We start from the raw sequence: 24,465 nt of genomic DNA on the forward strand, positions 1-24,465 counted from the left end.
CAAAACACGATACGTTTATATGGCGTTAAGACCTAACGAAAATAATGATGACTCAATTCTCAAGTTTGAGTCAATGCTAAAAACTGATGACGTCTACTTCTTTGATGCAGACGACTTCGAAAGTATTATTCACCACTATCTCAATATTGGTAAAATTGCTTTAGGTAAAAAAGCTATTCAAATTGGTTTACAACAACATCCTCATTCTTCTGAAATAAAATTACTTCGTGTTGAAGTACTTGTTTTTGAAGATAATTTTGAAAAAGCCGAGCAATTACTTGATGAATTACAAACTATCGACAATAAAAACGATGAGATTTTTATTCAAAGGGCTAATATTTTATCTAAACAAGATGACCACCAGGGGGCAATTAATATGCTCCATAAAGCATTGCTAATTTCAGACGAAAGCTTTGATATCTATTCCTTATTAGGTATGGAATATTTATTCTTAGATGATTTTGAAAAAGCAAAAGACAACTTTGTTAAATGCTTACAATATGATGAAAGTGATTATTCATCCTTATATAATGTTATCTATTGCTTCGAATTTTTAGAAGATTTTGATGGGGCTATTGTTTATTTAAATGACTATTTAGAAAGAAACCCATATTGCGAAGTTGCATGGCATCAATTAGGCAAAATGTATTTCACCAAAGAGATGTTTCTAGAAGCACTTGCAGCTTTCGATTTTGCTATAATTTCAGATGAATCATTCCTTGGTGCCTATTTTGAAAAAGGGCGTGTTTTAGAACGATTGGGCAAGTACAATGAAGCCATTGAGAGTTATCAAACAACAATTAGTATTGATGACCCTACTTCTCATGCTTATTTAAGAATTGGAAGATGTCATGAAAGGTTAGGTAATGATGATTTAGCTAAATATTATTACTACAACACAGTTCACGAAGACCCTCTTTTAGATAAGGGTTGGTTGGCGATTACTGAGTTTTATACAAAAAAGAAAGAATTTTCTAAGGCGCAGCGATATATCAATAAAGCTATCAATATTGATGGTGAAAATGCACTTTATTGGAAAAAAAGCGCTAAAATCTTTGTTGCACTAAATAATTTGGACGAGGCGGACTTTGCTTTTAAACAAGCCGTTGATTTAGGAAATTACGAAATAGATACTTGGCAAGAGTGGAGTGCTGCACTACAAAAACTAAACGATTTTCATTCTGCAGTTCAGGTTTTGATACAAGGATTGGAGTTTTACCCTGATAACGCCGAAATGTGTTATCTACTTTCTGGTTTGTATCTAAAAACCAATCAAATAGACTTGGCGAAAGAGAAATTAGGTATTGCCCTACAATTAAATTCAGAAAAAGCTGTTTTCTTTAAAAAGAAATTCCCCGAATTTATTAATGTAAAATGGGTAAAGGATATTTTCTCAAAGAACAAAAAGGCGTCAACTTAATTCTCACAGTTACTTAAACATTATGGCAGGTCGTAATTTAATAGACTACGTATTTATTACGTTGAAGGGTATAGCAATGGGTGCCGCTGATGTTGTACCTGGCGTATCTGGTGGAACTATAGCATTTATCTCAGGAATTTATGAAGAATTGATTTCTTCAATCAATAACATCAACTTAGAACTCTTTAAAACCCTAAAAAAAGAAGGATTTAAAACAGCGTGGAAACAGTTAAATGGGAATTTTTTATTAGCACTTTTTACTGGTATTTTCATCAGCCTCTTTTCTCTTGCCAAATTTTTAAGTTGGTTGCTTGAAAATGAACCGATTCTACTTTGGTCATTCTTTTTTGGTTTAGTAACTGCAAGTATTTTTTTAGTAGGTAAAGAGATTAAAAGATGGAATGCAATTGCTGTTATAGCCCTACTGATAGGCACTGCCGTTGCTTACTTTATAACCACATTACCTCCAAATGAAAATGTCAATAGTCTACCTTTTCTATTTCTATCAGGTGCTTTAGCAGTATGTGCAATGATACTTCCTGGAATTTCTGGAGCCTTCATTTTGGTGCTATTGGGGTCATATAAAACTATTTTAGACGCCGTTCATGAACGCGATATCAAAATGGTCACCACAGTAGCTATTGGAGCAATTTTTGGTCTTTTGAGTTTTGCTCGTCTTTTAAAATGGATGTTTAAAAACTATAAGAACACTACATTAGCGATTTTGACCGGATTTATTCTTGGTTCACTAAATAAAATATGGCCATGGAAAGAAGTTTTAGAAACAAAGGTTTTTGATGATAAAATCATTCCAATAAAAGAAAATAGTGTTTCTCCACTTTCCTTTGAGGGTGAGCCTCAATTAATGCTAGCCATTATGCTAGCGGTGCTAGGTTTTTCCCTTATTTTTATCCTTGAAAGAGTGGCTTCCAAAAAATAGAAGAAGCCAACATATTCTATGCTTCAACCAAGGAAATTTACAGATAAAATATTTTTGGTCATTAAAGGACTCTTTATGGGTGCAGCCAATAAAGTTCCAGGAGTTTCTGGAGGTATTGTTGCATTTGTTGGTGGCTTTTATGAAGAATTTATTTACTCCCTTCAAAAAATCAATGCTAAGGCTTTTAGATTACTTATTAATGCTAGATTTAAAAGCTTTTATCAATACATAAATGGTACTTTTCTAGTGCTTCTGATTACTGGTATGCTTATCAGCTATTTCAGTATATCTCGTCTGTTAGATTATTTTTTAGAGAAAAAAGAACTTTTTGTTTGGGCAGCCTTTTTCGGTATGGTATTAGGTTCCATTTACTATATATCAAAGGATTACCAGCATTGGAATAAAAAAACAATTTTCACTGGTTTGATTGGTTTGATTGTCGGTATTTCAATAAGTTTTTTAAGTCCAGCAAAAGAAAACGATAATCTAATTTTTATATTTTTCTGCGGTATGATAAGCGTTTCAGGTATGACTCTACCTGGTTTATCAGGTTCATTCATCCTAATCCTTTTAGGTAATTATGTGCTTTTATTAGTAGATTCTGTAAACGGCTTATATGATACTTTTGCTGAGTTATTAAACGGTGATTTTAGTTTTTATAGAAATGAGGTACGTATTCGAATTTTAACCATATTAGGTGTTTTTACCTTAGGCTCCGCAACTGGCCTGGTAACTTTATCGCATTTATTAGGCTATGTTTTAAAGCATTACAAGCGTATAACAACATCCGTAATTATTGGATTTATAACGGGATCTTTAGGTGTTATCTGGCCCTGGAAAAAAACGATTTTTAAAACCAATGAATTCGGTGCCACCCTATTAGACTCTAATGGAGATAAGATAATTTTGAACTACGAGCGATATTGGCCAAATGTTTCATCAATGGAAACGTGGGGTGCTATTTTCTTCATTATTTTTGGCATCTTCGTATTGTTGAGTTTAGATTGGTATGGAAAAAACAGAAAAGAAAGAGAACAGGTTCGGACTAGTAGGTAAAGACATTTCCTATTCCTTTTCACAAGGTTATTTTTCAGAAAAGTTCGATAAGCTTGGCTTATCAAATTGTTCATATGAAAACTTTGATTTACCCAACATATCAAATTTCAAAGAATTACCAAATCAAAAAAATATAAAAGGCCTCAACGTTACCATACCTTATAAGGAGCAGGTAATTCCTTATTTAGATGATTTAGATCAAGAAGCTAAAACTATTGGAGCCGTCAATACTATTAAATTTACCAAAAACGGATTAAAAGGTTTTAATACTGATGCCTACGGCTTTAAAAAATCAATAACGCCAAATATCAGAAAGCATCATAAAAAAGCATTAATACTTGGTACGGGCGGAGCTTCCAAGGCCATTGCTTATGTTTTTGACACCATCGGTATAGACTATATTTATGTCTCAAGAAACCCTTCCCGAACACAGTTTAATTATAACGACTTGGATGAATCTGTTTGTAATGAATATAAAATTATAGTGAATTGCAGTCCAGTTGGGACCCATCCAAATATTAAAGAAAAGCCCAATATACCTTATCACTTGTTAACATCAAATCATTTATTATTTGACCTTATTTACAATCCTAGTAAAACCGCATTTTTAAAAGAGGGCGAACAAAAAGGAGCTACAATCCAAAATGGTTATAAAATGCTTGAATTACAGGCAGAAAAAGCCTGGGAAATCTGGAATTTGTAATTCCAATACTCCAAACCCAGTTGAAACACCATCAAAAGAATAAAGATTATCTTTGACAATGCAGGGTATAGTTAGTAACTTACTCATAAATGCCATCAATCTAAAACTTTAAAGAATACTCGTGATGGACGAAAAAGAAAACAAACTGCAAGATACCGCAGGTGAAGAAAAACAGGCGACCCCTGAAACTGAGAATACCGAAAACACTGTAAATGAAAATACAGTGGCGAAAGATATTACTACTGAAGATGGTATTGAATCATCAACTACTCATGCCCTTGAAGAAAAGCCTATAGAGGTAAAAAACGATGAGGTATTAGAAGAAATTGATCAAGAAAACGCTGAGGATGCTGAAGATTCGGAAAATGAAAAGCGTCATCAAATTCCTGTTCTAGACTACCATTCCATGTCCATGGAGAACTTAGTAGGCGAGTTGCAACGTTTGGTAAAGAACGAGAAGGTACAAGCTATAAATAAACATGTTAATGATATCAAGCATGAGTTTGACCTTAAGTTCCAAGAATTTTTAGAACAAAAAAAGGAAGAGTTTGTCACTAATGGCGGTAACGAAATCGATTTTAGATATAATTCCGTTACTAAAAGACAATTCAACGAAGTTTATGGAGAGTTTCGTGAAAAACGAAATCAGTACTATAAAAACCTTGAAAAAAGTTTAAAACAAAATCTTGAAAATCGTCTTCAAATTATTGAAGAATTGAAGGGACTAGTTAATGTTGAAGAAGACATTAATACTACCTATAAAAACTTTAAAACTATTCAGGAACAATGGCGAAACGCCGGACCTGTTCCTAGAAATAATTATAATGATGTATGGCGCACCTACCACCATCATATCGAGATTTTTTATGACTTCCTCCATTTAAATCGAGAACTACGTGATTTAGATTTTAAACACAATCTAGATGAGAAACTGAAATTGGTTGAACGGGCGGAAGGTCTTCAAAACGAACCAGACCTCGGCAAAGCTTTTAGAGAACTTCAAACCTTGCATAAGGTTTGGAAAGAAGATATCGGACCAGTAGCGAAAGAAAAACGAGAAGAAATTTGGGAACGTTTTAGTAATGCTACTAAAGCTATTCATGCAAGAAGACAAGATTACTTTAACGAGTTAGAGGCTTCTTATGAAGAGAACTTGGTTAAAAAGAATGAAATTATTGAAGCTATAAATAGTATCGCGGAAAAAGTTTCAAATAACCATAAAGGAATTCAAAATCAAATTAAAGAGGTAGAGGCACTAAGAGAATCTTTCTTTAAAGCTGGTAAAGTTCCTCAAAAGGTAAATGAGGCAACCTGGTCGGCTTTTAAAGGTGCTGTTAGAGCTTTCAATCGCGGAAAGAATGGCTTTTACAAAGGTTTAAAGAAAGAACAACACGACAATCTTGAGAAAAAACGTGCATTACTCAAATTAGCCATAGCGTTAAAAGATAGTGATGACCAAACGACAGCAACCCCAGAATTTAAACGTATTCAGAGTGAGTGGAAGAAAATAGGTCATGTACCTAGAAAATATTCAGATAAAATCTGGAACGAGTTTAAAGATGCCTGTAACCACTATTTTAATAAATTACATTCAGAAAAGAACGAAGCACAAAAAGAAGAGTTTGCCAATTTTGAAAAAAAGAATGCCTGCTTAGACCGATTGAAAGTTTTTCAACTTTCAGGTGACAAGAAAAAAGATTTAGCTTCCATCAAAGAATTTATATCAGAGTGGAAAACCTATGGCCGTCTTCCTTATAACAAAAAACATATTAACGGTAAATTCAATAAAATTATTGATGCTCTTTTTAAGAAACTCGATATCTCAAAACAAGAGTCTGAACTACTTAGATATGGTGATAAGATAAAACAACTTGCTAATTCTGATAATGATTATGCAATCAATAACGAAAGAACATTTATTCGTCGTAAAATAGACGAAAGTAAAAGTGAAATTCGTCAATTAGAAAATAATCTACAGTTCTTCTCGAATGCTTCAGAGGATAATCCATTAGTAAAAGATGTTATTAAAAACATCAACAGACACAAAGATTCTTTAGAAAGTTGGAAAGCAAAACTAAAGAACCTTAACATCATGGAAAATAACCTCAATAAAGAGGCTGAAGCTGAAAAAGATAATTCGGAGGAAGAGTAGTTCAAACTCTTTTTTAAAGATTCGAACTACTCTATCTATTATATTGATTGAATTTTATTTGGCCACATTCACCGCTCTTGTCTCACGAATCACGGTAACTTTAACCTGACCTGGATAGGTCATGTCAGTCTGTATTTTCTGAGATATTTCAAACGATAGTTCAGCAGCTTTATCATCATTTACTTTTTCACTCTCAACAATTACCCTAAGTTCGCGACCCGCCTGAATTGCATAGGCCTTTTGAACTCCATTGAACCCGAAAGCAACGTCTTCTAAATCTTTTAAACGTTGAATATAAGAATCCAAAACTTGACGTCTTGCACCAGGCCTCGCACCGCTAATAGCATCACAGACTTGAACAATAGGCGATATTAATGTTGTCATTTCAATTTCATCGTGGTGCGCACCAATAGCATTACAAACATCTTTCTTCTCTCCAAACTTTTCTGCCCATTGCATACCTAATATAGCATGTGGAGTTTCTACCTCAACCTCTGTATTTGGCACTTTACCAATATCATGAAGTAATCCAGCTCTTTTTGCTAGTTTCGGGTTTATACCTAATTCTGCAGCCATCACACCACATAGCTTAGCCACTTCACGCGAGTGTTGTAATAAATTTTGACCGTATGAAGAGCGGTACTTCATTCTACCAACAGCTTTTATCAATTCTGGGTGTAACCCATGAATACCTAAATCAATAACTGTTCGTTTTCCTATTTCAACTATCTCCTCGTTAATCTGCTTTTCAGTTTTCTTTACTATCTCTTCGATTCGTGCCGGGTGTATGCGGCCATCGGTTACTAAACGGTGTAATGATAATCTTGCGACTTCTCTTCTGACAGAATCAAAACATGAAAGTATAATTGCTTCTGGAGTATCATCAACTATAATCTCAACTCCTGTGGCCGCTTCAATTGCTCGAATGTTTCGACCTTCACGACCAATGATCCTACCTTTAACATCATCTGATTCTAAATTGAAAACGGAAACACAATTTTCAACAGCTTCTTCTGTACCAATACGTTGTATCGTATTAATTACAATTTTACGAGCCTCTTGTTGAGCTGTAAGTTTGGCTTCTTCTAAAGTTGTTTGAAGATAAGCCATTGCATCAGTCTTTGCGGTTGCCTTTAAAGACTCCATCAACTGGCTTTTTGCATCATCAGCTGATAATCCAGATATTACTTCGAGTTGTTGTACTTGACTTTTATGAAGTTTTTCTACCTCGGCTTGTTTCTTATCTAGAATTTCCCCTTTGTAATTAACTTCCTTGATTTGTGTATCTAATTGTTCCTTAAGTCTTTTTCCTTTAGCGAGCTCGCTACTAATCTGTGACTCTTTATCTCTAGTGCGCTTTTCAGCTTCGGCTATTTTCTTGTCTTTATTAATAATAACTTTTTCATGCTCAGCTTTTAATTCTAAAAACTTCTCTTTTGCTTGAAAAATTTTATCCTTCTTTATATTCTCTCCTTCTTTTTTAGCTTGTCTAATTATACTAGATGCCTCTTTTTTGGCATTAGTAATGGTTTTTGCAGCTTTTCCTTTCTCTAATACTTTGGCAATAATAAAGCCAATTACTAGTCCAACTAATGCTGCTATGATAATTATTGTGGTACTATCCATTGTGTTACGTTTGGTTAAAAAAAAAGCCCACATGGCATGAAGTTTTGTACAAACTCCTAATAACAGGTTTAGGGCTAACAAGCTGCTCAAGAATCCCTATACGAGTAGGGCCTGCTTTTACAACTTAAACTCACCCTTTTTAAAATGTAATAACGTTGAGTTTGTCAAAAAGTAAATACCGATGTGGGCAGTAAAATTATTTTAAAGAACTTATTATGACCCTAGTTTGCTGTGAATTAAATCGTCAAGTGCAATCAATCGCTCTTTTGCCGTTTTTGTATTCTCAGATTCGTTAATTCCGCTTTGCTCAATTTTAGAGGCAAACTGCAATGCGCACATCGCAAGAACATCTTGCTTATCACGTACTGCATAGTTTTGCTCAAATTTCTTCGCTAAGTGGTCAATATTCTTAGCGGCTTTTCGCAACCCTTCTTCTTGCTTAGGATCAATCGTTAAAGGATAGACCCTGTCTGCTATAGAAAGCTTGATTTTGAGCTTTTCCTCCATATGCTATAGTTCACTATTCTGCTAATTGGGCAATACAACTGTCCAACTCTCTAATTAGTGTATTTATTTTGAGCTTTGCTTCTGTTTTATTTGTGTTACTGCCTAACATTGAACTTGCGAGTTTCAAGGAATTATATTTTTCTTCCCAATCCACCATAGCACTTTCAGTCTTTTGTTTTTTCTCTTTGGCAGCTATCAACTCCTCTTGAAGTTTAATATTTGACTGCTGAAGTAACTCAAGCTTGTGCAAAAGTTTACTTACCTTATTTTCTAAAGAATCAACAATTTCAACCAGTTCGCCCATGTGCAAATCGCAATGCGTATCTCACAAAGTTAACCAACCTTAGTCAACCTAGCAATACTTTTATCATTTAATGTTATGGTCATTTAAGTGAGGTAATCTAAGGGTAGAAATTTCCTTTTTTAAAGATTGAACACTATTTCCTACTTTAGTAGAAATTTCTTTTCTACTATGCGTTTACCCCTTTTTAGCGTGTTCTTTATTGCCCTAACAATAGTTCATTCACAAGATAAATACCCTAAAAACGTATTTGCCAATCCTCTGGATATTCCTATTGTTTTGGCAGGAACTTTTGGCGAATTACGTTCAAATCATTTTCATGCTGGTATTGATATCAAAACTCAAAGACGTCAAGGTCTTCCTGTCTATAGTATTGCCGATGGCACAGTTACTAGAATCAAAATTTCTCATTGGGGCTATGGAAAAGCAATATATGTAGCTCACCCGAATGGATACACTTCAGTTTATGCACATCTTCAAAAGTTTAGTCCAGAAATAGAAGCTTATATTAAGAAAGAGCAATACCGCAAAAAATCTTATCAAGTTGAGGTTTTTCCAGATTATGGAGAACTAGAAGTGAAAAAAGAAGCTGTGATTGCCTACTCCGGTAACACCGGGGGTTCATCTGGACCACATTTACATTTTGAAATACGTAGTAGTGTAACAGAAAAACCTACAAATCCACTTTTTTATGGCTATGAAGTCAGAGATGCAACCAATCCAACTTTGGTAGGCTTGTTCGGTTATCCGCTTTCAGAAGATGCTCAAATAAACCAAAACGCTAATAAGATTCAGCTTAATTTCACAAAACAAAGTGATGGTACATTTTTAGCAGATAAAGTTACGGCGCTAGGCACAATTGGTTTTGGTTTCAATGGTTTTGACCGTCAAGATATGGCTGAAAACAAGAATGGTGTTTACTCTGTCAAACAGACTGTGAATGGAAAAGTACACTCTAAATATAAATTTGAAACCTTCTCATTTGGAGAAACTCGTTATATAAACACTTTAATTGATTATGCCCATTTTGGAAAGTTCAAACAACGTATTCAGAAATGCTTCAAAGATGAAACCAATAAACTCAATATTTATGAGTCTTTATATCTTGATGGAAAAATTTTAGTTCAAGAGGGATTCGATTATAAGGTTGTTCTTGAAATTGCTGATATCATGAATAATACCATTACTGTTGTAATTCCAGTAGAAGGCAAGAAAGAAAGTTTAAAAAGAGAAAAGAAGATTCTTAAAACAGATAATTATATTCTAGCGAATAAACCTAATAGTTATGATCTAGATGCGGCCAAAGTCTATTTTCCTCCAAGTACATTTTACAAAGATTTTTTTATTGATTTAGAAAAAGGAGTAGATACAGTCACTATTCATAATAATACAGTTGCTGTGCATCGTAATTTTACAATCACTTTTGATACTGATAAATTTCCAAAAGAAGAACATAAACGGTTGTTCATCGCTAGAATTGATGACAAAGGAAATTTACGGCATAATAAAACATATAGACGAGGAAATACTTTTACAACAAGAACAAAAACATTGGGTTCTTACACTATGGCCAAAGACACTGTTGCCCCCAAAATAAGACCAAAAAACTTCAAACCTAAAGAATGGTTGAGCAATTACAGGTACCTAAGCCTAAAAATTACAGATGATTTAAGTGGGATAAATACTTATTCTGCGACCATTAATGGTAACTGGGTTTTGATGGAATATGAACCTAAAACCAATACAATCACCTATAATTTTGATGATAAAATTGAAAATGAAACGCAATGTGATCTTAAAATCGTAGTTACCGATAATGTTGGTAATTCGACTACCTTTGAACAGACCTTCTTTAGAAAATAATATTTTGAACAAAGCAAAACCATTGTTTTATGTCTTGCTTTTCTTTGGTGTTTTCACCATGTTTTCGCAAACTGCTTCTATAACTGGAATCGTTTTAGATGAAAAAAACCTACCCCTTGAGAATGTTAACATCAGTTCTAAAACCTCAGGAACTACTACAAAAAGTGACGGAACGTATTTACTGCAAATTACAGCTGACACCAAGAATACAATCACTTTCTCACATATTGGTCATAATAACATTGTTTTAGAAGATATAATTCTAAACACGAATGAAACTTTTGAGTTCAATCCTGTAATGAAAGTTGGAGCAATTCAAATAGCCGGGGTCGAAGTTTCTCCAACCGGAAAAAAGAGCATCACGGGTATTATAACCGTTTCTCCTGAACTTATAAGACGAATTCCTGGTGCTAATGCTGGAGCAGAAAATCTTCTTAAATTACTCCCTGGTGTATCATTTAGTAATGAACTTAGTACTCAATATAATGTCCGAGGGGGAAATTTTGATGAAAATTTAGTTTATGTGAACGGTATTGAAGTCTACCGTCCTTTTTTAGTGCGTTCAGCTCAACAAGAAGGTTTTAGTTTCATCAATAGCAGTATGATTGAAAATTTAGAATTTTCTGCTGGTGGTTTTCAATCAAAATACGGAGACAAATTATCTTCAGTACTTGACATTACTTATAAAATTCCGAACTCTTTCGCACTGCAAGCAGAAGCTAGCCTCTTAGGTGGTGGGTTAACTCTTGAAACGGCATCCAAGAATAGTAATTTTTCGAGCATTACCGGTATACGTTATAGAAACAACGCACTCTTTATCAATAGTCAGCAAACGCAAACCAATGTAAATCCCACTTTTATTGATGCTCAAACATATCTGACTTATCGCCTATCAAGTAAGTTTAGGATTAACTTTTTAGGTAATCTTTCGGTTAATGATTATCAAAATGAACCATTAAATAGACAAACTAATTTTGGAACTATTGCTGAGCCTAGAGCTTTGTTAGTTTTTTATGAGGGACAAGAAAAGAACAAATATCAAACGGCCCTAGGGGCCATCAAAGCAGATTACTTTTTAAATGATATCACTAAACTAGAATTCATAAGTTCTTTATATCATACAACTGAAGAAGAGTTTTCAGATATCATTGCCACCTATGAATTGGGGTCAGTAGACACCAATTTAGGAAGTGAAAATTTAGGTGATATCATTGATTCTAGAGGAATTGGAGCCCAACAAAATAGAGCAAGAAATCAACTAGACGCCCTTATTTTCAATCTTGCCCATAAAGGTGTTATCAAAAAGGAATCAAAATCATTAGAATGGGGAATTAAATTCGCACATGAAGATTTTAGAGATCAGCTTCGAGAATCAGAATTTATTGATTCCGCTGGATTCTTTATTCGACCACCTAATGCTAATCTCATTAACAATCAACCTGAGGAACCATTTGAAGAAGATATCATCCCATTTGAAAGTGTTCGAGCTACCAATTTTATAAAAACTAATAGAGTATCTGCTTACACTCAATTTGATAACCGAACAAAAATAGGAAATAACAATATTTATTATAACCTAGGTATAAGGGCGCAATACTGGAGATTAAGTGGTGAAAATATTGAAAGTAATGTTCAATTTTTAGTTAGTCCTAGAGTACAATTCGGCATCAAACCAGATTGGGAAAAAGACATGCTCTTCCGTTTTGCAATTGGCAGTTATCAACAACCTCCTTTTTATCGAGAACTACGAGACCTAAATGGTAATATAAATGCTCAGGTAAAAGCTCAGAAATCAATTCATCTTGTTTTAGGTAATGAATACAGCTTTAATTTATGGAATAGACCTTTTAAACTGGTAAGCGAGGCCTATTACAAAAAGTTGAATGATGTAAACACCTATACTATCGAAGATGTGCGTGTGCGTTACAGCGCAAATAACAATGCTAAAGCTTTTGCCTATGGATTTGATTTTAGACTCAATGGTGCTTTTGTGCCAGGTGCTGAATCTTGGGTAAGTTTGGGCTATTTAAGAACGGAAGAAAACATAGATAATCGAGGTTACATTTCAAGACCTACTGACCAACGATTAAAATTTGGGCTTTTATTCCAAGATTATATGCCCACTATCCCTAATTTAAAGTTATATCTAAACCTAGTATACAATACCGGCGTGCCAGGAGGTTCACCAAATAATGAAGATCCCTATGAATTTCAGAATAGATTAAGAGATTACAGACGTGCTGATCTTGGAATTTCATATATTTTTGCAGATAGAACTAATAGGCACCCTAAAGGTCATTGGCTGCATAAGTTTAAAGAGTTGAATGTTGGTTTTGAAATTTTCAATTTATTCAATAATCAAAATTCAATAACTAATACATGGGTAAGAGATGTTGATACGCAACAACAATTTGCAATACCAAATTTTTTGACCTCTCGCATCTTAAATATTAAATTGAGTTCAAGGTTTTAAATATGATTTTAAAAAAACTGGTTTTCGTACTTTTTGTTCTAAGTGGCTTGATAATGCATGCCCAAAAAAATATTTATGAAAGCAATCGTTTTGATGAACTGAGTCAGGACCATGAAATTTTAGCAATTATTCCATTTCTAGCAAAACTAGAGCTTGAGCAAAAAATTTCTAAAGACGAGTTAAAGCAACTAGCAAAACGAGAAGGAAATGCCGTTCAAGACGCTTTAGAAACTTATTTCTCTAAAAGAAAAAAGAGAAAAAAATTCAATGTTGAATTTCAAAATATTGATGACACAAACGCTCTTTTAGCACAAAATAATATTACCTACGAGAATATTGATATTTATACCGTTAAACAGCTTTCAGAAATTTTGAACGTAGATGGAATAATAAGTGGAAATCTTGATTTGAACATTTTATTATCTAAAGGCGTTCCTACAGACTTCAACTTTTTAGATTATTTCAATGGTAGTTCAGATTACGGCAGAATAGGTATTAAAATAAGTGATGGCACATCAGGTAAACTTCTTTGGAAGTATGAAAAGCAAATCAACAAAAAGACCGGCAAAAATACCTCGGAGCTTATTGATAAAATGATGAAACTTGCTTCAAAAAAGTTTCCCTATGATAAGGAAAAGAAAAAGAAGAAAAAAAGAGGTTAATCTAATTTTCAGCAAATTCTTTTAATACCTGAATCGTGTAATCAAGTTCCTCTTTAGTGTTGTATTTAGAAAATGAGAACCTCAATGAGGGCTTAGACAATTCTTCATCACTTAAGATTTCAGAAAGAACATGAGATCCTTTTGCACTACCTGACTGGCAAGCACTCCCTTTAGAACAAGCTATACCTTTTAAATCTAAATGAAAAAGTAACATCAATGATTTTTGAGTATCAAATGGTAAACGAACATTAGTCAAAGTGTAGGTGCTTTTATCCAAATCTCCTGAAAGACCATTGAATTCTACTTCAGGTATTTCATTTTTAATTTTCTCAACGAAATACTTTTTAAGGTCTGTTACAAACTTCTTTTCTACATCTAAATTCTCGTAAGAAGCTATAAAAGCTTCTTCTAAGCCAACGATGTTATGAAAAGGCTCTGTACCCGCTCTAAAACCACGTTCTTGAGAACCACCTACAATTAAAGGCTTTAAACCAGAATTTCTTCTAACAAAGGCAAAACCTATTCCCTTTGGACCATGAAACTTATGAGCAGCTGCGGTTAAAAAATCAATAGGGTTTTCTGCCAAATCCCATTTAAAATGACCAACAGACTGCACAGTATCAGAATGAAACAACGCACCAGTATCTTTGCATAACTGAGCAATTAGGTTTACATCAATGATGTTACCCAACTCATTATTTACATGCATTAAACTTACCAGCTTTTTTGAATCATTATGACCTAACAGTTTTTTTAGATGGGTAATATCAGGGTTCCCTGATTCATCTAAATCAACAAAAAGCAATGTTATACCATATTCTTTTTCCAATTCTTGGGCAGTATGCAAAACTGCATGATGCTCAATCTTAGAAGTAATTATTGTTTTTACACCTAAATCACGAACTGCGCAACGCAAAATCATATTATCAGCTTCGGTTCCACCAGAAGTAAAAATTATTTCAGCAGGGTGAGCATTCAAATACTTTGCAATAGTCTTTCTTGCTTTTTCAATAGCCGTTTTGGCAGAACGTCCAAAACTATGAGTAGAGGAAGGATTGCCATAAAATTCACCCAAGGCCTGTTGCATTTTTGTGATTACCTCATCACGGACCTGGGTTGTTGCGGCGTTGTCTAAGTATACCTTTTGCATTACTATTACATCATTTTTGAATTTGGTAAAAATAGGTATTATTAAGTTAATTTCTTCCAAATTCAGTTGGACCAAATAGGATATTCAACAGGAATTCATGTAAATTTGAATTCATGAAAAGAGCTCTTTTTTTAGGATGTCTACTCACATTAATTTCTTGTGACGATGGAGACTTGCAAATCGAAACTTTAGATTTTGATAGTGTTGATATTGATTTTTGTGATGACCCTATTGCAACTTCAAGTAATCTACTATTTAAGATAAATGATGATGAAGCTTTAATTTTGACTTTAGAGAGTGGAGTTTTAAATAATGGCGAAATTGGAACTGATACTATACAAGATACAAGTTTAATACCAAGTCAATCTCAAATTACGTATCGTATTTTTTCTGAAAGCGTAACAGATGACTATTTCTGCGATGATTTTCCACCAGTGTCTCCAACAGTTATTGAAGAAATTGAAGCCGAAGATGGAATGGTCATTATCAATACAGTAATGAATGCCGATTCAACTTTATTCACTCATACTATTGAACTTAGCGGAATTTCGTTAGTTAGCAGTATTGGTGAAAGAATTACTGATCAGACAATTAATGAGTTTGGGGAAGTGACTACTGCGGTGCCTGCGAATTAACTGTTTTGAAAAATATATACCTCCGTTGCTCCTAAACCATACTTTTGGTATTCAGCATCATAGTGTTTTATGTTTTCATATCGATTAAAAAGATATTTCAATTCTTCTTTTAAAACACCTTCACCAACACCATGAATAAAAACTACTTTTTGAATTCGTTTTATCATAGCGAATTCTAATTGTCTTTTTGCAGTATCCAATTGAAGATTAAGCATTTCAAAGTTAGTCATTCCACGAGTTGAAGCTGTTAGTTGATGAATATGCAAATCAACTTCCATTCTAGGTGCTGAACGTTCCTTTGGTTTAACAACCGTAAAATTCTTTCGTGCTTTTTCTTCTTTCTGTGTTTTGATTTCTGCAACTTCAAAACTACTTACTTCAAAAGCACCTTCTAAAAGTAGTAGTTGATTAGGTGTAAAATCTAATTTAAAACCATCTTCATCTTCAATAGTAATGATATCAGTTTGTATAGCAATCACCATTCCTTTGGCAGCTTCATCTAAAACCTCAACTTTATCTCCTATTTTAAATTTCGACATACTTTTTAGTTTTTAGCGAAAAAATATATTTGTTATCAATGGTATTCAAAAATAATAGTATTTTGGGCTAGATTAAGATAGAAATTAATGATCAATGCTACTCTTATTTATTTTTTAACAATCAAAGATTACATGTTACCATGTTTTAGCAAACAATTGTTTGGTATTGATTGTCCAGGGTGCGGTTTGCAAAGATCAATTCTTCTTTTACTTAATGGTGAGTTTATAGCGGCTTTTAAAATGTACCCCGCAATTTATCCTTTGCTTGCACTTGGATGTGTTATCCTATTGAATAAAATCCTGGGCTTAAAGTATGCTACGCAAATGATAATGGGACTAAGTATTTCAAGTGTTGCATTAATATTAATCAACTTTTTTATAAAACTAATACACTAACAAATTTCAATTATGGAACAAAAAAAATTACCTAATGGCGTGCTTTCTATTGTACTCGGAATTTTTGGATTTTTATGCTGCTGTACCGGTATTCTAGGGGCTATTTCTTCTGGAATAGGGTTAAAATTAGCATTAAAATCTGAAAAGCTTTTCAAAGGAGCGCCAGAAGAATATGATAATTTTAGCCAGATTAAGACGGCAAAGATTATTAATATAATTGCCTTGGCATTGAGCGTACTTATGATTATACGATGGATTTATATTATTTTCAATGCGGGTGGTTTAGGTCAATTTATAGAAGAATTTAAAGAAGCTTATGGCCAAGCCATGGAGCAATATGGTGAACAATAAATATTAGTATGAATCAACAACCTTTACCAGGAGCAAGTACAGTGCTCACCATGGGAATTATTTCCATAGTGGGCACAGTATTGTGCTGCGGTCCATTCGGAATTGTTTTCGCGATTATCGGATTAGTAAAAGCAAAATCGGCTGAAAAATTATATTTAGAACAGCCAGAACATTATAATGATTTTAGTAACGTTAAAACAGGAAGAATTCTTTCATATATAGGTCTCGCTATTGCCTTAATTTATTTAGTATTTGTAATAATTTATTTTGGCGCAATAATTGCAATTATAGCTTCAAATGGAGAATTTAATAATTTCTAAAAAAGGGCTGATTTTTAACGTCAGTCCTTTTTTAATTTGCAACTTCGCTCATAAACTTTAAGCGGTAAATTCTAAGATCATCTTCTTCATATTCACCGTCAAACTCAGAAACTGCTTCATCAATTGAATCTGATTCTGCTTCCAAGAAATAGTCATGAATCTCTTCTTGTTGATCTTCGTCTAAAAGTTCATCTACCCAATAGGCTAAATTAAGCTTGGTACCACTAAAGACAATTTGCTCCATTTCTTTAATTAATTGCGGTATTTCTAAACCTTTAGCAGCAGCGATGTCTTCTAAAGGCAACTTTCTATCTACATTTTGAATTATGTATAATTTTAGAGCAGAATTAGCACCAGTACTTTTAACTACTAAATCATCAGGGCGAACAATATCATGTTCTTCTACATAGCTATTAATTAACGCTATGAAAGGCTTTCCATACTTTTTAGCCTTACCCTCTCCAACTCCATGAATATTTAATAGCTCTTCCATAGAGATAGGATACTTCAAAGACATATCATCTAAAGATGGATCCTGAAAAACGACAAATGGCGGTACATCATTCTTTTTAGATTCCTTCTTTCTTAAATCTTTGAGTAGTCTAAGTAATTTTTCATCCGCTACGCCACCAGCAGATTTTGCAGCCGTGACTATAGCATCATCATTCTCTGGACTGTAGACATGATCTTTTGTCATCATAAAAGACTTAGGGCTATCTATATATGCATGACCCATTTTTGTAACATGTAACACACCATATTGTTCAATCTCTTTTTTTAAGAGACCAGCGACTAGAACTTGTCTAGTTAAAGCCATCCAAAATGGTTCTTCTTTATCATCACCAATACCAAAAAAGTCTTTTTCATTTGTTTTGTGTGAGGTAATCAAGGCATTGGTTTGACCAACTAAAGCTTTTACAATCTCTTTAGTTTTGAACTTCTCCATGGTCCCTTTAACTACTTTCAAGAGTTTAACGACATCTTCTTTAGCCTCTTCTTTAGGTTTGGGATTTTTTGCATTATCATCCATCTCCGCGCCTTCGCCTTTTACTGCATCAAACTCTTCCCCAAAATAATGAAGAATAAATTTTCTTCTAGACATTGAGGTTTCGGCATAGGCTACAATTTCTTGCAAGAGTGCATTACCAACTTCTTGTTCAGCCACAGGTTTCCCTGACATAAACTTTTCAAGTTTTTCAACATCCTTGTATGAGTAATAAGCTAAACAATGACCTTCTCCCCCATCCCGGCCGGCTCGACCCGTTTCTTGGTAATAACTTTCGATACTTTTAGGAATATCATGATGTACAACAAAACGTACATCAGGCTTGTCTATACCCATTCCAAATGCAATAGTAGCAACCACAACATCAACATCTTCCATCAAGAACATATCTTGATATTTTGATCTAGTCTTTGCATCAAACCCAGCATGATAAGGAACAGCACTTACACCATTAACTTGAAGAACTTGCGCAAGTTCTTCAACTCGTTTTCTACTTAAACAATATATAATACCAGATTTTCCTTGGTTTTGTTTGACAAAACGAATGATATCTGCATCAACATTAATGGTCTTAGGACGTACTTCATAGAAAAGATTAGGTCTATTGAAAGATGCTTTGAAAACCTTGGCATCACTCATACCTAAATTCTTGATAATATCTTCTTGTACTTTTGGCGTAGCCGTAGCGGTCAATCCAATAATGGGAATATTATCATCTAGTCTACCAATAATACTTTTTAAATTCCGGTACTCTGGTCTAAAATCATGACCCCATTCAGAAATACAATGAGCCTCATCAACAGCAACAAAAGAAAGCTTTACGGTTTGTAAAAAATTAATATAATCTTCCTTAGTTAATGACTCAGGTGCTACATATAACAATTTTGTTACTCCATTGGTAATATCTTCCATCACCTGTTTAACCTCTGTTTTATTTAAAGAAGAATTTAAAACATGAGCAATGCCATGTTCCGAAGAGACGCCACGAATAGCATCTACTTGATTTTTCATTAAGGCTATTAAAGGGGAAACTACTATCGCAGTGCCCTCTTGCATAATAGCCGGCAATTGATAACAAAGAGATTTACCACCACCTGTTGGCATAATAACAAAAGCGTCATTACCAGCCAATACGTTTGTGATGACATCTTCTTGCAGCCCTTTGAATTTTGTAAACCCAAAGTATTTTTTTAATGCAGCATGCAAATCCATTACAGTCGAACCAATTTTTGGTATTCCATTAATAAAACTAATATACCGGTGCTATACGTTTTCTTTGAAGAAAAGGGTCAGTGTTAGTGTTTATGATAGCACCCTTTTTATATCAAATAATCAATAATTACGATTACGTTTGTTTAATTTTGTAATCTTAAAGATAAGACATTCTTTTAGGAATGCAACTCAAAATATCAATATTACTTTGAAGCCTGTAAACTCAATTATTGACATCGCCAAACAAACTATCGAAAATGAGAGTGATGCAATTAAAAACCTTGTAACGCTGCTCGACAGTAATTTTGAAAATGCAGTTAACTGTATTCTCAAATCAAAAGGTAGGGTAGTTATATCTGGTGTTGGCAAGAGCGCCCTAATTGCTTCAAAAATTGTTGCCACCTTTAATTCTACTGGTACTCCAGCCATATTTATGCATGCAGCTGACGCCATTCACGGTGATTTAGGTACTGTTCAAAAAGACGATGTTGTTATTTGTATTTCAAAAAGCGGTAATACTGAAGAAATTAAAATGTTGATTCCTTTAATCAAAAGAGGTGGCAACAAATTAATAAGCATCACCGGAACAATGGATTCTATACTTTCTAAACAATCAGATTTTACTTTAAACACATATATCAAAAAAGAGGCCTGCCCTAACAATCTTGCTCCTACGACAAGTACCACAGCGCAACTTGTTATTGGTGACGCCTTGGCTATTTGTTTACTAAAATTAAAAGGTTTTAGCAGCTCTGATTTCGCCAAATATCATCCTGGTGGAGCATTAGGTAAAAAACTATATCTGCGGGTTGCTGATATCGTAGAAAACAATCAGAAGCCTGCAGTTTTAATTGATTCTAAAGTAAAAGAAGTCATCGTCGAGATTTCAAAAAAGATGCTCGGTGTAACAGCTGTACTTGAAAATGACCAGGTGGTCGGAATTGTTACAGATGGCGATATTAGACGCATGCTCAATAAGCATGAGAATATTGGCGGACTTACAGCTAAGGATATTATGACTTCTAACCCTAAGTATGTCAGCCCTAATATTTTAGCAATTAAGGCACTTGAGATAATGCAAGAACAAGGCATTTCACAATTGTTGGTCTTAGACGAAAACGATTATTTGGGCGTCATTCACATTCATAATCTTATAAATGAAGGTATTATATAATGGCAGAGGCAACTAAAAATCAAGAAGAAATGTCCTTTTTGGACCATTTAGAAGAACTTAGATGGCATTTGATTCGTTCGGTAATAGCAATTGTCATTGTTGGATGTGCGGCTTTTGTGATGAAAGAATTCATTTTTGACACAGTCATTTTTGGTCCAAAAAAAATGGACTTTCCAACCTATCAATTCTTTTGTAAAATAGCCACTTTTTTTGGTATTACTTCTGAGTTTTGCGGCGATTCGTTACCCTTTACAATTCAAAGTAGAAAAATGGCTGGGCAGTTCTCCGCTCATATTTGGACTTCAATTTGGGCAGGCTTCATTGTATCTTTTCCATATGTTCTTTGGGAAGTATGGCGTTTTATAAGCCCTGGTTTACACAAAAAAGAACGCAAACATTCTAGAGGATTTATTTTAGTTGCCTCTGCCCTATTTTTCTTAGGTGTGCTTTTTGGTTATTATGTAGTAGCACCTTTATCCATTAATTTTTTAGGTACTTATCAGGTAAGTAAAGAGGTTTTAAATGAGATAGATATTGATTCTTTCATTGCCACAGTGAGAGCATCCGTAATTGCATGCGGAATTATGTTTGAACTCCCAATTATCATCTACTTTTTAACTAAAGTTGGATTGGTAACTCCTGAGATTCTTAAAAAATATAGAAAGATTGCCTTAGTTGTGGTACTGATACTTTCTGCAGTTATAACACCGCCAGATGTTGCAAGCCAGATTGTAGTATCTATACCTGTACTAATTTTATACCAAGTAAGTATTTATATATCAAAATTAGTCATCAAACGTGATGCAAAAAGAGAAGCAAATTATGCCAAATAAAGTTGAAGAGTTCAACACCTACCGCGTTAAAATGAACGACAAATTACTCGCCGAAAACAATAAAGTTATTAAGCGAATATTTAACCTTGACACCAATGCCTTTTTACCTGGTGCTTTAGATGTAAAAACTAAAGAATTATTGGGTTTGGTGGCCTCTGCCGTTATGCGATGCGATGATTGCGTTAAATATCATCTTGAAAGCTCAATGGATAGCGGTGCGTCAAAAGAAGAAGTAATGGAAACCTTGAGTGTTGCCACTTTAATTGGAGGCACTATTGTAATTCCTCACCTGAGAAAAGCTTATGAATATTGGGAAGAATTAGAAGATATAAAGCATTAAAAAAATCACAAAGCATATCCTTCTGAATAGGATTATGTTTAGTTTTAGTCACTTATGAAGTTACGTGCTGAAAACATAATGAAAGCCTATCGAGGGCGAAAAGTAGTAAAAGGTATTTCTCTTGAGGTAAACCAAGGTGAAATTGTCGGGTTACTTGGCCCTAATGGTGCGGGTAAGACCACTTCTTTTTATATGATTGTAGGACTTATAAAACCCAATGGCGGTCATATTTTCTTGGATGATATGGAAATCACTGATTTTCCTATGTACAAAAGAGCACAGAACGGAATTGGTTATTTAGCACAAGAAGCTTCGGTTTTTAGAAAACTTAGTATCGAAAAAAATATATTGAGCGTTCTACAAACCACTAATCTTTCAAAAAAAGAGCAACACATGAAAATGGAGTCGCTCATTGATGAGTTCGGATTAGGACATATTCGTAAGAACAGAGGTGACTTACTATCTGGTGGTGAACGCCGAAGAACAGAGATCGCCAGAGCTTTAGCTACAGACCCAAAATTTATTTTATTAGACGAACCATTTGCGGGTGTTGACCCAGTAGCTGTGGAAGATATTCAACGTATTGTGGCTCAATTGAAAAATAAAAATATTGGCATATTAATTACTGATCATAATGTTCAAGAAACCTTGGCGATAACTGAGCGTTCTTATCTTATGTTTGAAGGTGGTATTTTAAAAGCAGGAATACCTGAAGATTTAGCTGAAGACGAAATGGTACGTCAAGTATATCTGGGTCAAAACTTTGAACTTCGAAAAAAGAAACTGGATTTTTAATTCGCTAGAAACTGTTTTTCAATTATCGAGGCTAATATATAACCTACCACAATAAAAGGAATTGCTAGAAATTTCATAGTTAATAAAAGTACTAGGCTACCAATCAAAAACAAGTATTTAATGCCATTATCTTTAAAACTCCAATTCTCAAACTTTAGCGCGAATAATTCTATTCTGGAGTTTAACAAAAAGGCGCTTAAAATTGTCAAACCGATTAAAAACCATTGATTTAAAATTACTACACTTACGGTTTCATTATTCTGGTAAAACAGTATCAATGGTAATGATAAAATCAATAAAGTATTTGCCGGTGTTGGCAATCCTAAGAAAGAAGAAACTTGGTTCTCATCAACATTAAACTTTGCCAATCTATAAGCTGAGGCTAGTGTAATAATAAAACCAGATAAAGGCAACAACCCAACTTGGCTATGCATGCCGAACAAGTCTAAATTCCATCCGTCTTTTTGAGCCATATTCAACAATTGAAACATAACTATACCGGGTACTACTCCGCTTGTTACCATATCAGCCAATGAGTCTAGCTGAACACCAATCTCGCTTTTTACGTTCAAAATTCGTGCAGCAAATCCATCTAGAAAATCAAAGAAAATACCTAGAAAAACGAAAACTGCAGCAAATTCTAATTGATTCATTACCGCAAAAACGACGGCAACACATCCACAAAAAAGATTGAGTAGCGTAATGAAATTCGGAATATGCTTCTTCATTAGTTTGGTTTTTGTAAAAATAAACTAAAAATTAACTTTTTGATTGCGATTAGATAGCCCTAGAATTTAATTATACTGATATTTGTATTGGATTATTATGAGAACGAGGCTTTTAATTATTTTTCTTTTATTGCTACAGGCATGTCAAATGCTTTATGCTAAAATTCCTGTTCTTTCTAAAAAAGCTCAAATAAGCGTATTAACTTGTTCCGCTGGTGACCAACTCTTTTCTTCTTTCGGTCATACCGCTTTTAGAGTACAAGATCCTGAATTAGGTATTGATGTGGTCTACAATTATGGAACGTTTGATTTTAACAAACCAAATTTCTACTTGAATTTTGCCAAAGGCAAATTAATTTATTCGCTTTCCAGAAAAAGTTTTGAAGCTTTTCTTTATGACTATCAGCTTGAAAAAAGATGGATTAAAGAGCAGTTACTTGACTTAAATCAAGAACAAGCGAACCATCTTCTTAAATTTTTTGAAGAAAACTATAAACCTGAAAACAGAGATTATCCATATGATCCCCTATTCAACAACTGTTCCACAATTACCGGCGATATTTTAGAAGAACAAATTGGAAACGCTATCGTTTTCAATGGTTCACATTTAAAAGAATTAATGACCTTTAGACAACTTGTTCATCAACATATTAAAACGAACGAATGGGGTACTTTCGGAATTGATTTAGCATTTGGTGGAATCACTGACAAACAGGCAACAGTACGTCAACATATGTTTTTGCCGTACTATGCGATGTATCAATTGAACAACACAACTTACAATGGCAAACCTCTATTAAGTCGTGAACGAACTATTTCTGATTACCCAGAAAAATCAGACCAAAGTACTTTTTTAACCTCACCCCTTTTCTGGTTTATGTTTGTTTTGTGCTTTGTAATTGCTATTACTTACCTAGATAAAAAACATGATGGCCAAAATAAATGGTTAGATTTTACACTGTTCTTTGTTTCAGGACTTGCAGGTTTAATTCTGATGCTTTTGTGGTTTGCAACAGACCACGTTGTTACACAATTAAACTTTAATTTTTTATGGCTGTTACCGACCAATCTAGTAGTAGCTTTTTATATCGTTTCAAAAAAGAAACCAACATGGTTGACGAAATACCTGTGGTTGGCATTGGGCTTAATGGTGGTAATACTTTTGATATGGATATTTAAGATTCAAATACTGTCTCCTTTGAATATTCCTTTACTTCTAATTTTAGCTATTCGGTATCTGTTTTTATTAAAAAAGATATAGTTTTCACCAATCAAAAGTTACC

At 34.0% G+C, this 24,465-nt stretch carries 24 protein-coding genes and 1 other RNA gene; 17 read left to right on the forward strand and 8 right to left on the reverse strand.

The features are described from left to right. Positions 1-19: 19 nt before the first annotated feature. From RM520_RS14045 to RM520_RS14065, 5 genes are all read left to right on the forward strand, one after another. A complete protein-coding gene (locus RM520_RS14045) occupies positions 20-1,420 on the forward strand; it encodes a tetratricopeptide repeat protein (RefSeq protein WP_311388422.1) in 1,401 nt (466 codons plus the stop codon). Between the two features lie 22 nt (positions 1,421-1,442). Continuing rightward, positions 1,443-2,360, forward strand: a complete 918-nt coding sequence (locus RM520_RS14050; protein ID WP_311388423.1) for a polyprenyl-phosphate transporter — start codon at positions 1,443-1,445, stop codon at positions 2,358-2,360. 18 nt (positions 2,361-2,378) lie between these two features. After that, positions 2,379-3,416, forward strand: coding sequence for a DUF368 domain-containing protein (locus RM520_RS14055; RefSeq protein ID WP_311388424.1), 1,038 nt, complete (start codon positions 2,379-2,381; stop codon positions 3,414-3,416). Beyond that, complete coding sequence (locus RM520_RS14060; RefSeq protein ID WP_311388425.1) at positions 3,370-4,119, forward strand: shikimate dehydrogenase family protein; 750 nt, start codon at positions 3,370-3,372, stop codon at positions 4,117-4,119. Before RM520_RS14055 ends, RM520_RS14060 begins: the two co-directional genes overlap by 47 nt. 124 nt (positions 4,120-4,243) lie before the next feature. After that, positions 4,244-6,271: a DUF349 domain-containing protein gene (locus tag RM520_RS14065; protein ID WP_311388426.1), complete on the forward strand. Its 2,028-nt coding sequence runs from the start codon at positions 4,244-4,246 to the stop codon at positions 6,269-6,271. Positions 6,272-6,325: 54 nt separating this feature from the next. On the opposite strand, the gene rny is transcribed toward RM520_RS14065, so the two are convergent. The 4 genes from rny to RM520_RS14085 form a co-directional block, all read right to left on the reverse strand. After that, positions 6,326-7,897, reverse strand: coding sequence for a ribonuclease Y (gene rny, locus RM520_RS14070; protein ID WP_311386198.1), 1,572 nt, complete (start codon positions 7,895-7,897; stop codon positions 6,326-6,328). Between the two features lie 50 nt (positions 7,898-7,947). Continuing rightward, positions 7,948-8,058: non-coding RNA, 6S RNA (gene ssrS / locus RM520_RS14075), on the reverse strand. 52 nt (positions 8,059-8,110) lie between these two features. After that, positions 8,111-8,404, reverse strand: a complete 294-nt coding sequence (locus tag RM520_RS14080) for a cell division protein ZapA (RefSeq protein ID WP_311386199.1) — start codon at positions 8,402-8,404, stop codon at positions 8,111-8,113. A 13-nt stretch (positions 8,405-8,417) separates the two neighbouring features. Then, complete coding sequence (locus RM520_RS14085) at positions 8,418-8,708, reverse strand: hypothetical protein (protein ID WP_311386200.1); 291 nt, start codon at positions 8,706-8,708, stop codon at positions 8,418-8,420. Between the two features lie 168 nt (positions 8,709-8,876). On the opposite strand from RM520_RS14085, the gene RM520_RS14090 reads away from it, so the two are divergent. From RM520_RS14090 to RM520_RS14100, 3 genes are read left to right on the forward strand one after another with little or no spacing between them, the layout of a single operon-like run. Continuing rightward, positions 8,877-10,568, forward strand: a complete 1,692-nt coding sequence (locus tag RM520_RS14090) for a M23 family metallopeptidase (protein WP_311388427.1) — start codon at positions 8,877-8,879, stop codon at positions 10,566-10,568. After that, on the forward strand, positions 10,522-13,041 hold the full coding sequence (locus RM520_RS14095) for a TonB-dependent receptor (protein WP_432264902.1): 2,520 nt from the start codon (positions 10,522-10,524) through the stop codon (positions 13,039-13,041). The genes RM520_RS14090 and RM520_RS14095 overlap by 47 nt, the downstream gene beginning before the upstream one ends. 2 nt (positions 13,042-13,043) lie before the next feature. Continuing rightward, complete coding sequence (locus RM520_RS14100) at positions 13,044-13,703, forward strand: hypothetical protein (RefSeq protein ID WP_311388428.1); 660 nt, start codon at positions 13,044-13,046, stop codon at positions 13,701-13,703. Between the two features lies 1 nt (position 13,704). Here the strand turns inward: RM520_RS14100 and RM520_RS14105 are convergent, their stop codons facing one another. After that, complete coding sequence (locus RM520_RS14105; RefSeq protein WP_311388429.1) at positions 13,705-14,853, reverse strand: cysteine desulfurase family protein; 1,149 nt, start codon at positions 14,851-14,853, stop codon at positions 13,705-13,707. Positions 14,854-14,966: 113 nt separating this feature from the next. Between RM520_RS14105 and RM520_RS14110 the strand changes: the two genes are divergently transcribed. Next, positions 14,967-15,488 (forward strand): hypothetical protein, encoded by a 522-nt coding sequence (locus tag RM520_RS14110; protein WP_311388430.1) that lies wholly within the window; start codon positions 14,967-14,969, stop codon positions 15,486-15,488. On the opposite strand, the gene RM520_RS14115 is transcribed toward RM520_RS14110, so the two are convergent. After that, positions 15,485-16,027: a DUF8465 domain-containing protein gene (locus tag RM520_RS14115; RefSeq protein WP_311388431.1), complete on the reverse strand. Its 543-nt coding sequence runs from the start codon at positions 16,025-16,027 to the stop codon at positions 15,485-15,487. The genes RM520_RS14110 and RM520_RS14115 overlap by 4 nt on opposite strands. Before the next feature lie 132 nt (positions 16,028-16,159). Between RM520_RS14115 and RM520_RS14120 the strand changes: the two genes are divergently transcribed. The 3 genes from RM520_RS14120 to RM520_RS14130 are packed head-to-tail and all read left to right on the forward strand — an operon-like array spanning position 16,160 to position 17,094. After that, complete coding sequence (locus RM520_RS14120) at positions 16,160-16,423, forward strand: DUF2752 domain-containing protein (protein ID WP_311388475.1); 264 nt, start codon at positions 16,160-16,162, stop codon at positions 16,421-16,423. 12 nt (positions 16,424-16,435) lie between these two features. Beyond that, a complete protein-coding gene (locus tag RM520_RS14125; protein WP_311386206.1) occupies positions 16,436-16,774 on the forward strand; it encodes a CCC motif membrane protein in 339 nt (112 codons plus the stop codon). 8 nt (positions 16,775-16,782) lie between these two features. Next, positions 16,783-17,094, forward strand: coding sequence for a CCC motif membrane protein (locus RM520_RS14130; protein WP_311388432.1), 312 nt, complete (start codon positions 16,783-16,785; stop codon positions 17,092-17,094). 31 nt (positions 17,095-17,125) lie between these two features. Here the strand turns inward: RM520_RS14130 and RM520_RS14135 are convergent, their stop codons facing one another. Next, positions 17,126-19,312: a RecQ family ATP-dependent DNA helicase gene (locus RM520_RS14135; RefSeq protein WP_311388433.1), complete on the reverse strand. Its 2,187-nt coding sequence runs from the start codon at positions 19,310-19,312 to the stop codon at positions 17,126-17,128. 208 nt (positions 19,313-19,520) lie between these two features. Here RM520_RS14135 and RM520_RS14140 point away from each other — a divergent pair, with 208 nt between their 5' ends. From RM520_RS14140 to lptB, 4 genes are read left to right on the forward strand one after another with little or no spacing between them, the layout of a single operon-like run. Continuing rightward, a complete protein-coding gene (locus tag RM520_RS14140) occupies positions 19,521-20,486 on the forward strand; it encodes a KpsF/GutQ family sugar-phosphate isomerase (protein WP_311388434.1) in 966 nt (321 codons plus the stop codon). Beyond that, positions 20,486-21,319: a twin-arginine translocase subunit TatC gene (tatC, locus tag RM520_RS14145; RefSeq protein WP_311388435.1), complete on the forward strand. Its 834-nt coding sequence runs from the start codon at positions 20,486-20,488 to the stop codon at positions 21,317-21,319. Before RM520_RS14140 ends, tatC begins: the two co-directional genes overlap by 1 nt. Continuing rightward, the gene (locus tag RM520_RS14150; protein WP_311388436.1) at positions 21,309-21,659 is read left to right on the forward strand and encodes a carboxymuconolactone decarboxylase family protein; all 351 of its coding nucleotides are present in this window, start codon (positions 21,309-21,311) and stop codon (positions 21,657-21,659) included. The genes tatC and RM520_RS14150 overlap by 11 nt, the downstream gene beginning before the upstream one ends. 54 nt (positions 21,660-21,713) lie before the next feature. Further along, positions 21,714-22,454, forward strand: a complete 741-nt coding sequence (gene lptB / locus RM520_RS14155; protein ID WP_311386212.1) for an LPS export ABC transporter ATP-binding protein — start codon at positions 21,714-21,716, stop codon at positions 22,452-22,454. On the opposite strand, the gene RM520_RS14160 is transcribed toward lptB, so the two are convergent. Continuing rightward, positions 22,451-23,182 (reverse strand): CDP-alcohol phosphatidyltransferase family protein, encoded by a 732-nt coding sequence (locus RM520_RS14160; protein WP_311388437.1) that lies wholly within the window; start codon positions 23,180-23,182, stop codon positions 22,451-22,453. The two genes, lptB and RM520_RS14160, sit on opposite strands and share 4 nt — an antisense overlap. 97 nt (positions 23,183-23,279) lie before the next feature. Between RM520_RS14160 and RM520_RS14165 the strand changes: the two genes are divergently transcribed. Next, positions 23,280-24,443 carry a lipoprotein N-acyltransferase Lnb domain-containing protein gene (locus RM520_RS14165; RefSeq protein WP_311388438.1) on the forward strand — a complete coding sequence of 388 codons (1,164 nt, stop codon included), beginning with the start codon at positions 23,280-23,282 and terminating at the stop codon, positions 24,441-24,443. Positions 24,444-24,465: the final 22 nt, after the last annotated feature.

Origin of the sequence: Croceitalea vernalis (assembly GCF_031846405.1) — a bacterium.
Taxonomy (GTDB): Bacteria; Bacteroidota; Bacteroidia; order Flavobacteriales; family Flavobacteriaceae; genus Croceitalea; species Croceitalea vernalis.

What these genes read in the sequence shown, in the direction of transcription:
- RM520_RS14045 (WP_311388422.1), top strand. Translation starts at nt 20, where the DNA reads ATGGCGTTAAGACCTAACGAAAATAATGATGACTCAATTCTCAAGTTT.
- RM520_RS14050 (WP_311388423.1), top strand. Translation starts at nt 1,443, where the DNA reads ATGGCAGGTCGTAATTTAATAGACTACGTATTTATTACGTTGAAGGGT.
- RM520_RS14055 (WP_311388424.1), top strand. Translation starts at nt 2,379, where the DNA reads ATGCTTCAACCAAGGAAATTTACAGATAAAATATTTTTGGTCATTAAA.
- RM520_RS14060 (WP_311388425.1), top strand. Translation starts at nt 3,370, where the DNA reads ATGGAAAAAACAGAAAAGAAAGAGAACAGGTTCGGACTAGTAGGTAAA.
- RM520_RS14065 (WP_311388426.1), top strand. Translation starts at nt 4,244, where the DNA reads ATGGACGAAAAAGAAAACAAACTGCAAGATACCGCAGGTGAAGAAAAA.
- rny (WP_311386198.1), bottom strand. Translation starts at nt 7,897, where the DNA reads ATGGATAGTACCACAATAATTATCATAGCAGCATTAGTTGGACTAGTA.
- RM520_RS14080 (WP_311386199.1), bottom strand. Translation starts at nt 8,404, where the DNA reads ATGGAGGAAAAGCTCAAAATCAAGCTTTCTATAGCAGACAGGGTCTAT.
- RM520_RS14085 (WP_311386200.1), bottom strand. Translation starts at nt 8,708, where the DNA reads ATGGGCGAACTGGTTGAAATTGTTGATTCTTTAGAAAATAAGGTAAGT.
- RM520_RS14090 (WP_311388427.1), top strand. Translation starts at nt 8,877, where the DNA reads ATGCGTTTACCCCTTTTTAGCGTGTTCTTTATTGCCCTAACAATAGTT.
- RM520_RS14095 (WP_432264902.1), top strand. Translation starts at nt 10,522, where the DNA reads ATGTTGGTAATTCGACTACCTTTGAACAGACCTTCTTTAGAAAATAAT.
- RM520_RS14100 (WP_311388428.1), top strand. Translation starts at nt 13,044, where the DNA reads ATGATTTTAAAAAAACTGGTTTTCGTACTTTTTGTTCTAAGTGGCTTG.
- RM520_RS14105 (WP_311388429.1), bottom strand. Translation starts at nt 14,853, where the DNA reads ATGCAAAAGGTATACTTAGACAACGCCGCAACAACCCAGGTCCGTGAT.
- RM520_RS14110 (WP_311388430.1), top strand. Translation starts at nt 14,967, where the DNA reads ATGAAAAGAGCTCTTTTTTTAGGATGTCTACTCACATTAATTTCTTGT.
- RM520_RS14115 (WP_311388431.1), bottom strand. Translation starts at nt 16,027, where the DNA reads ATGTCGAAATTTAAAATAGGAGATAAAGTTGAGGTTTTAGATGAAGCT.
- RM520_RS14120 (WP_311388475.1), top strand. Translation starts at nt 16,160, where the DNA reads ATGTTACCATGTTTTAGCAAACAATTGTTTGGTATTGATTGTCCAGGG.
- RM520_RS14125 (WP_311386206.1), top strand. Translation starts at nt 16,436, where the DNA reads ATGGAACAAAAAAAATTACCTAATGGCGTGCTTTCTATTGTACTCGGA.
- RM520_RS14130 (WP_311388432.1), top strand. Translation starts at nt 16,783, where the DNA reads ATGAATCAACAACCTTTACCAGGAGCAAGTACAGTGCTCACCATGGGA.
- RM520_RS14135 (WP_311388433.1), bottom strand. Translation starts at nt 19,312, where the DNA reads ATGGATTTGCATGCTGCATTAAAAAAATACTTTGGGTTTACAAAATTC.
- tatC (WP_311388435.1), top strand. Translation starts at nt 20,486, where the DNA reads ATGGCAGAGGCAACTAAAAATCAAGAAGAAATGTCCTTTTTGGACCAT.
- RM520_RS14150 (WP_311388436.1), top strand. Translation starts at nt 21,309, where the DNA reads ATGCCAAATAAAGTTGAAGAGTTCAACACCTACCGCGTTAAAATGAAC.
- lptB (WP_311386212.1), top strand. Translation starts at nt 21,714, where the DNA reads ATGAAGTTACGTGCTGAAAACATAATGAAAGCCTATCGAGGGCGAAAA.
- RM520_RS14160 (WP_311388437.1), bottom strand. Translation starts at nt 23,182, where the DNA reads ATGAAGAAGCATATTCCGAATTTCATTACGCTACTCAATCTTTTTTGT.
- RM520_RS14165 (WP_311388438.1), top strand. Translation starts at nt 23,280, where the DNA reads ATGAGAACGAGGCTTTTAATTATTTTTCTTTTATTGCTACAGGCATGT.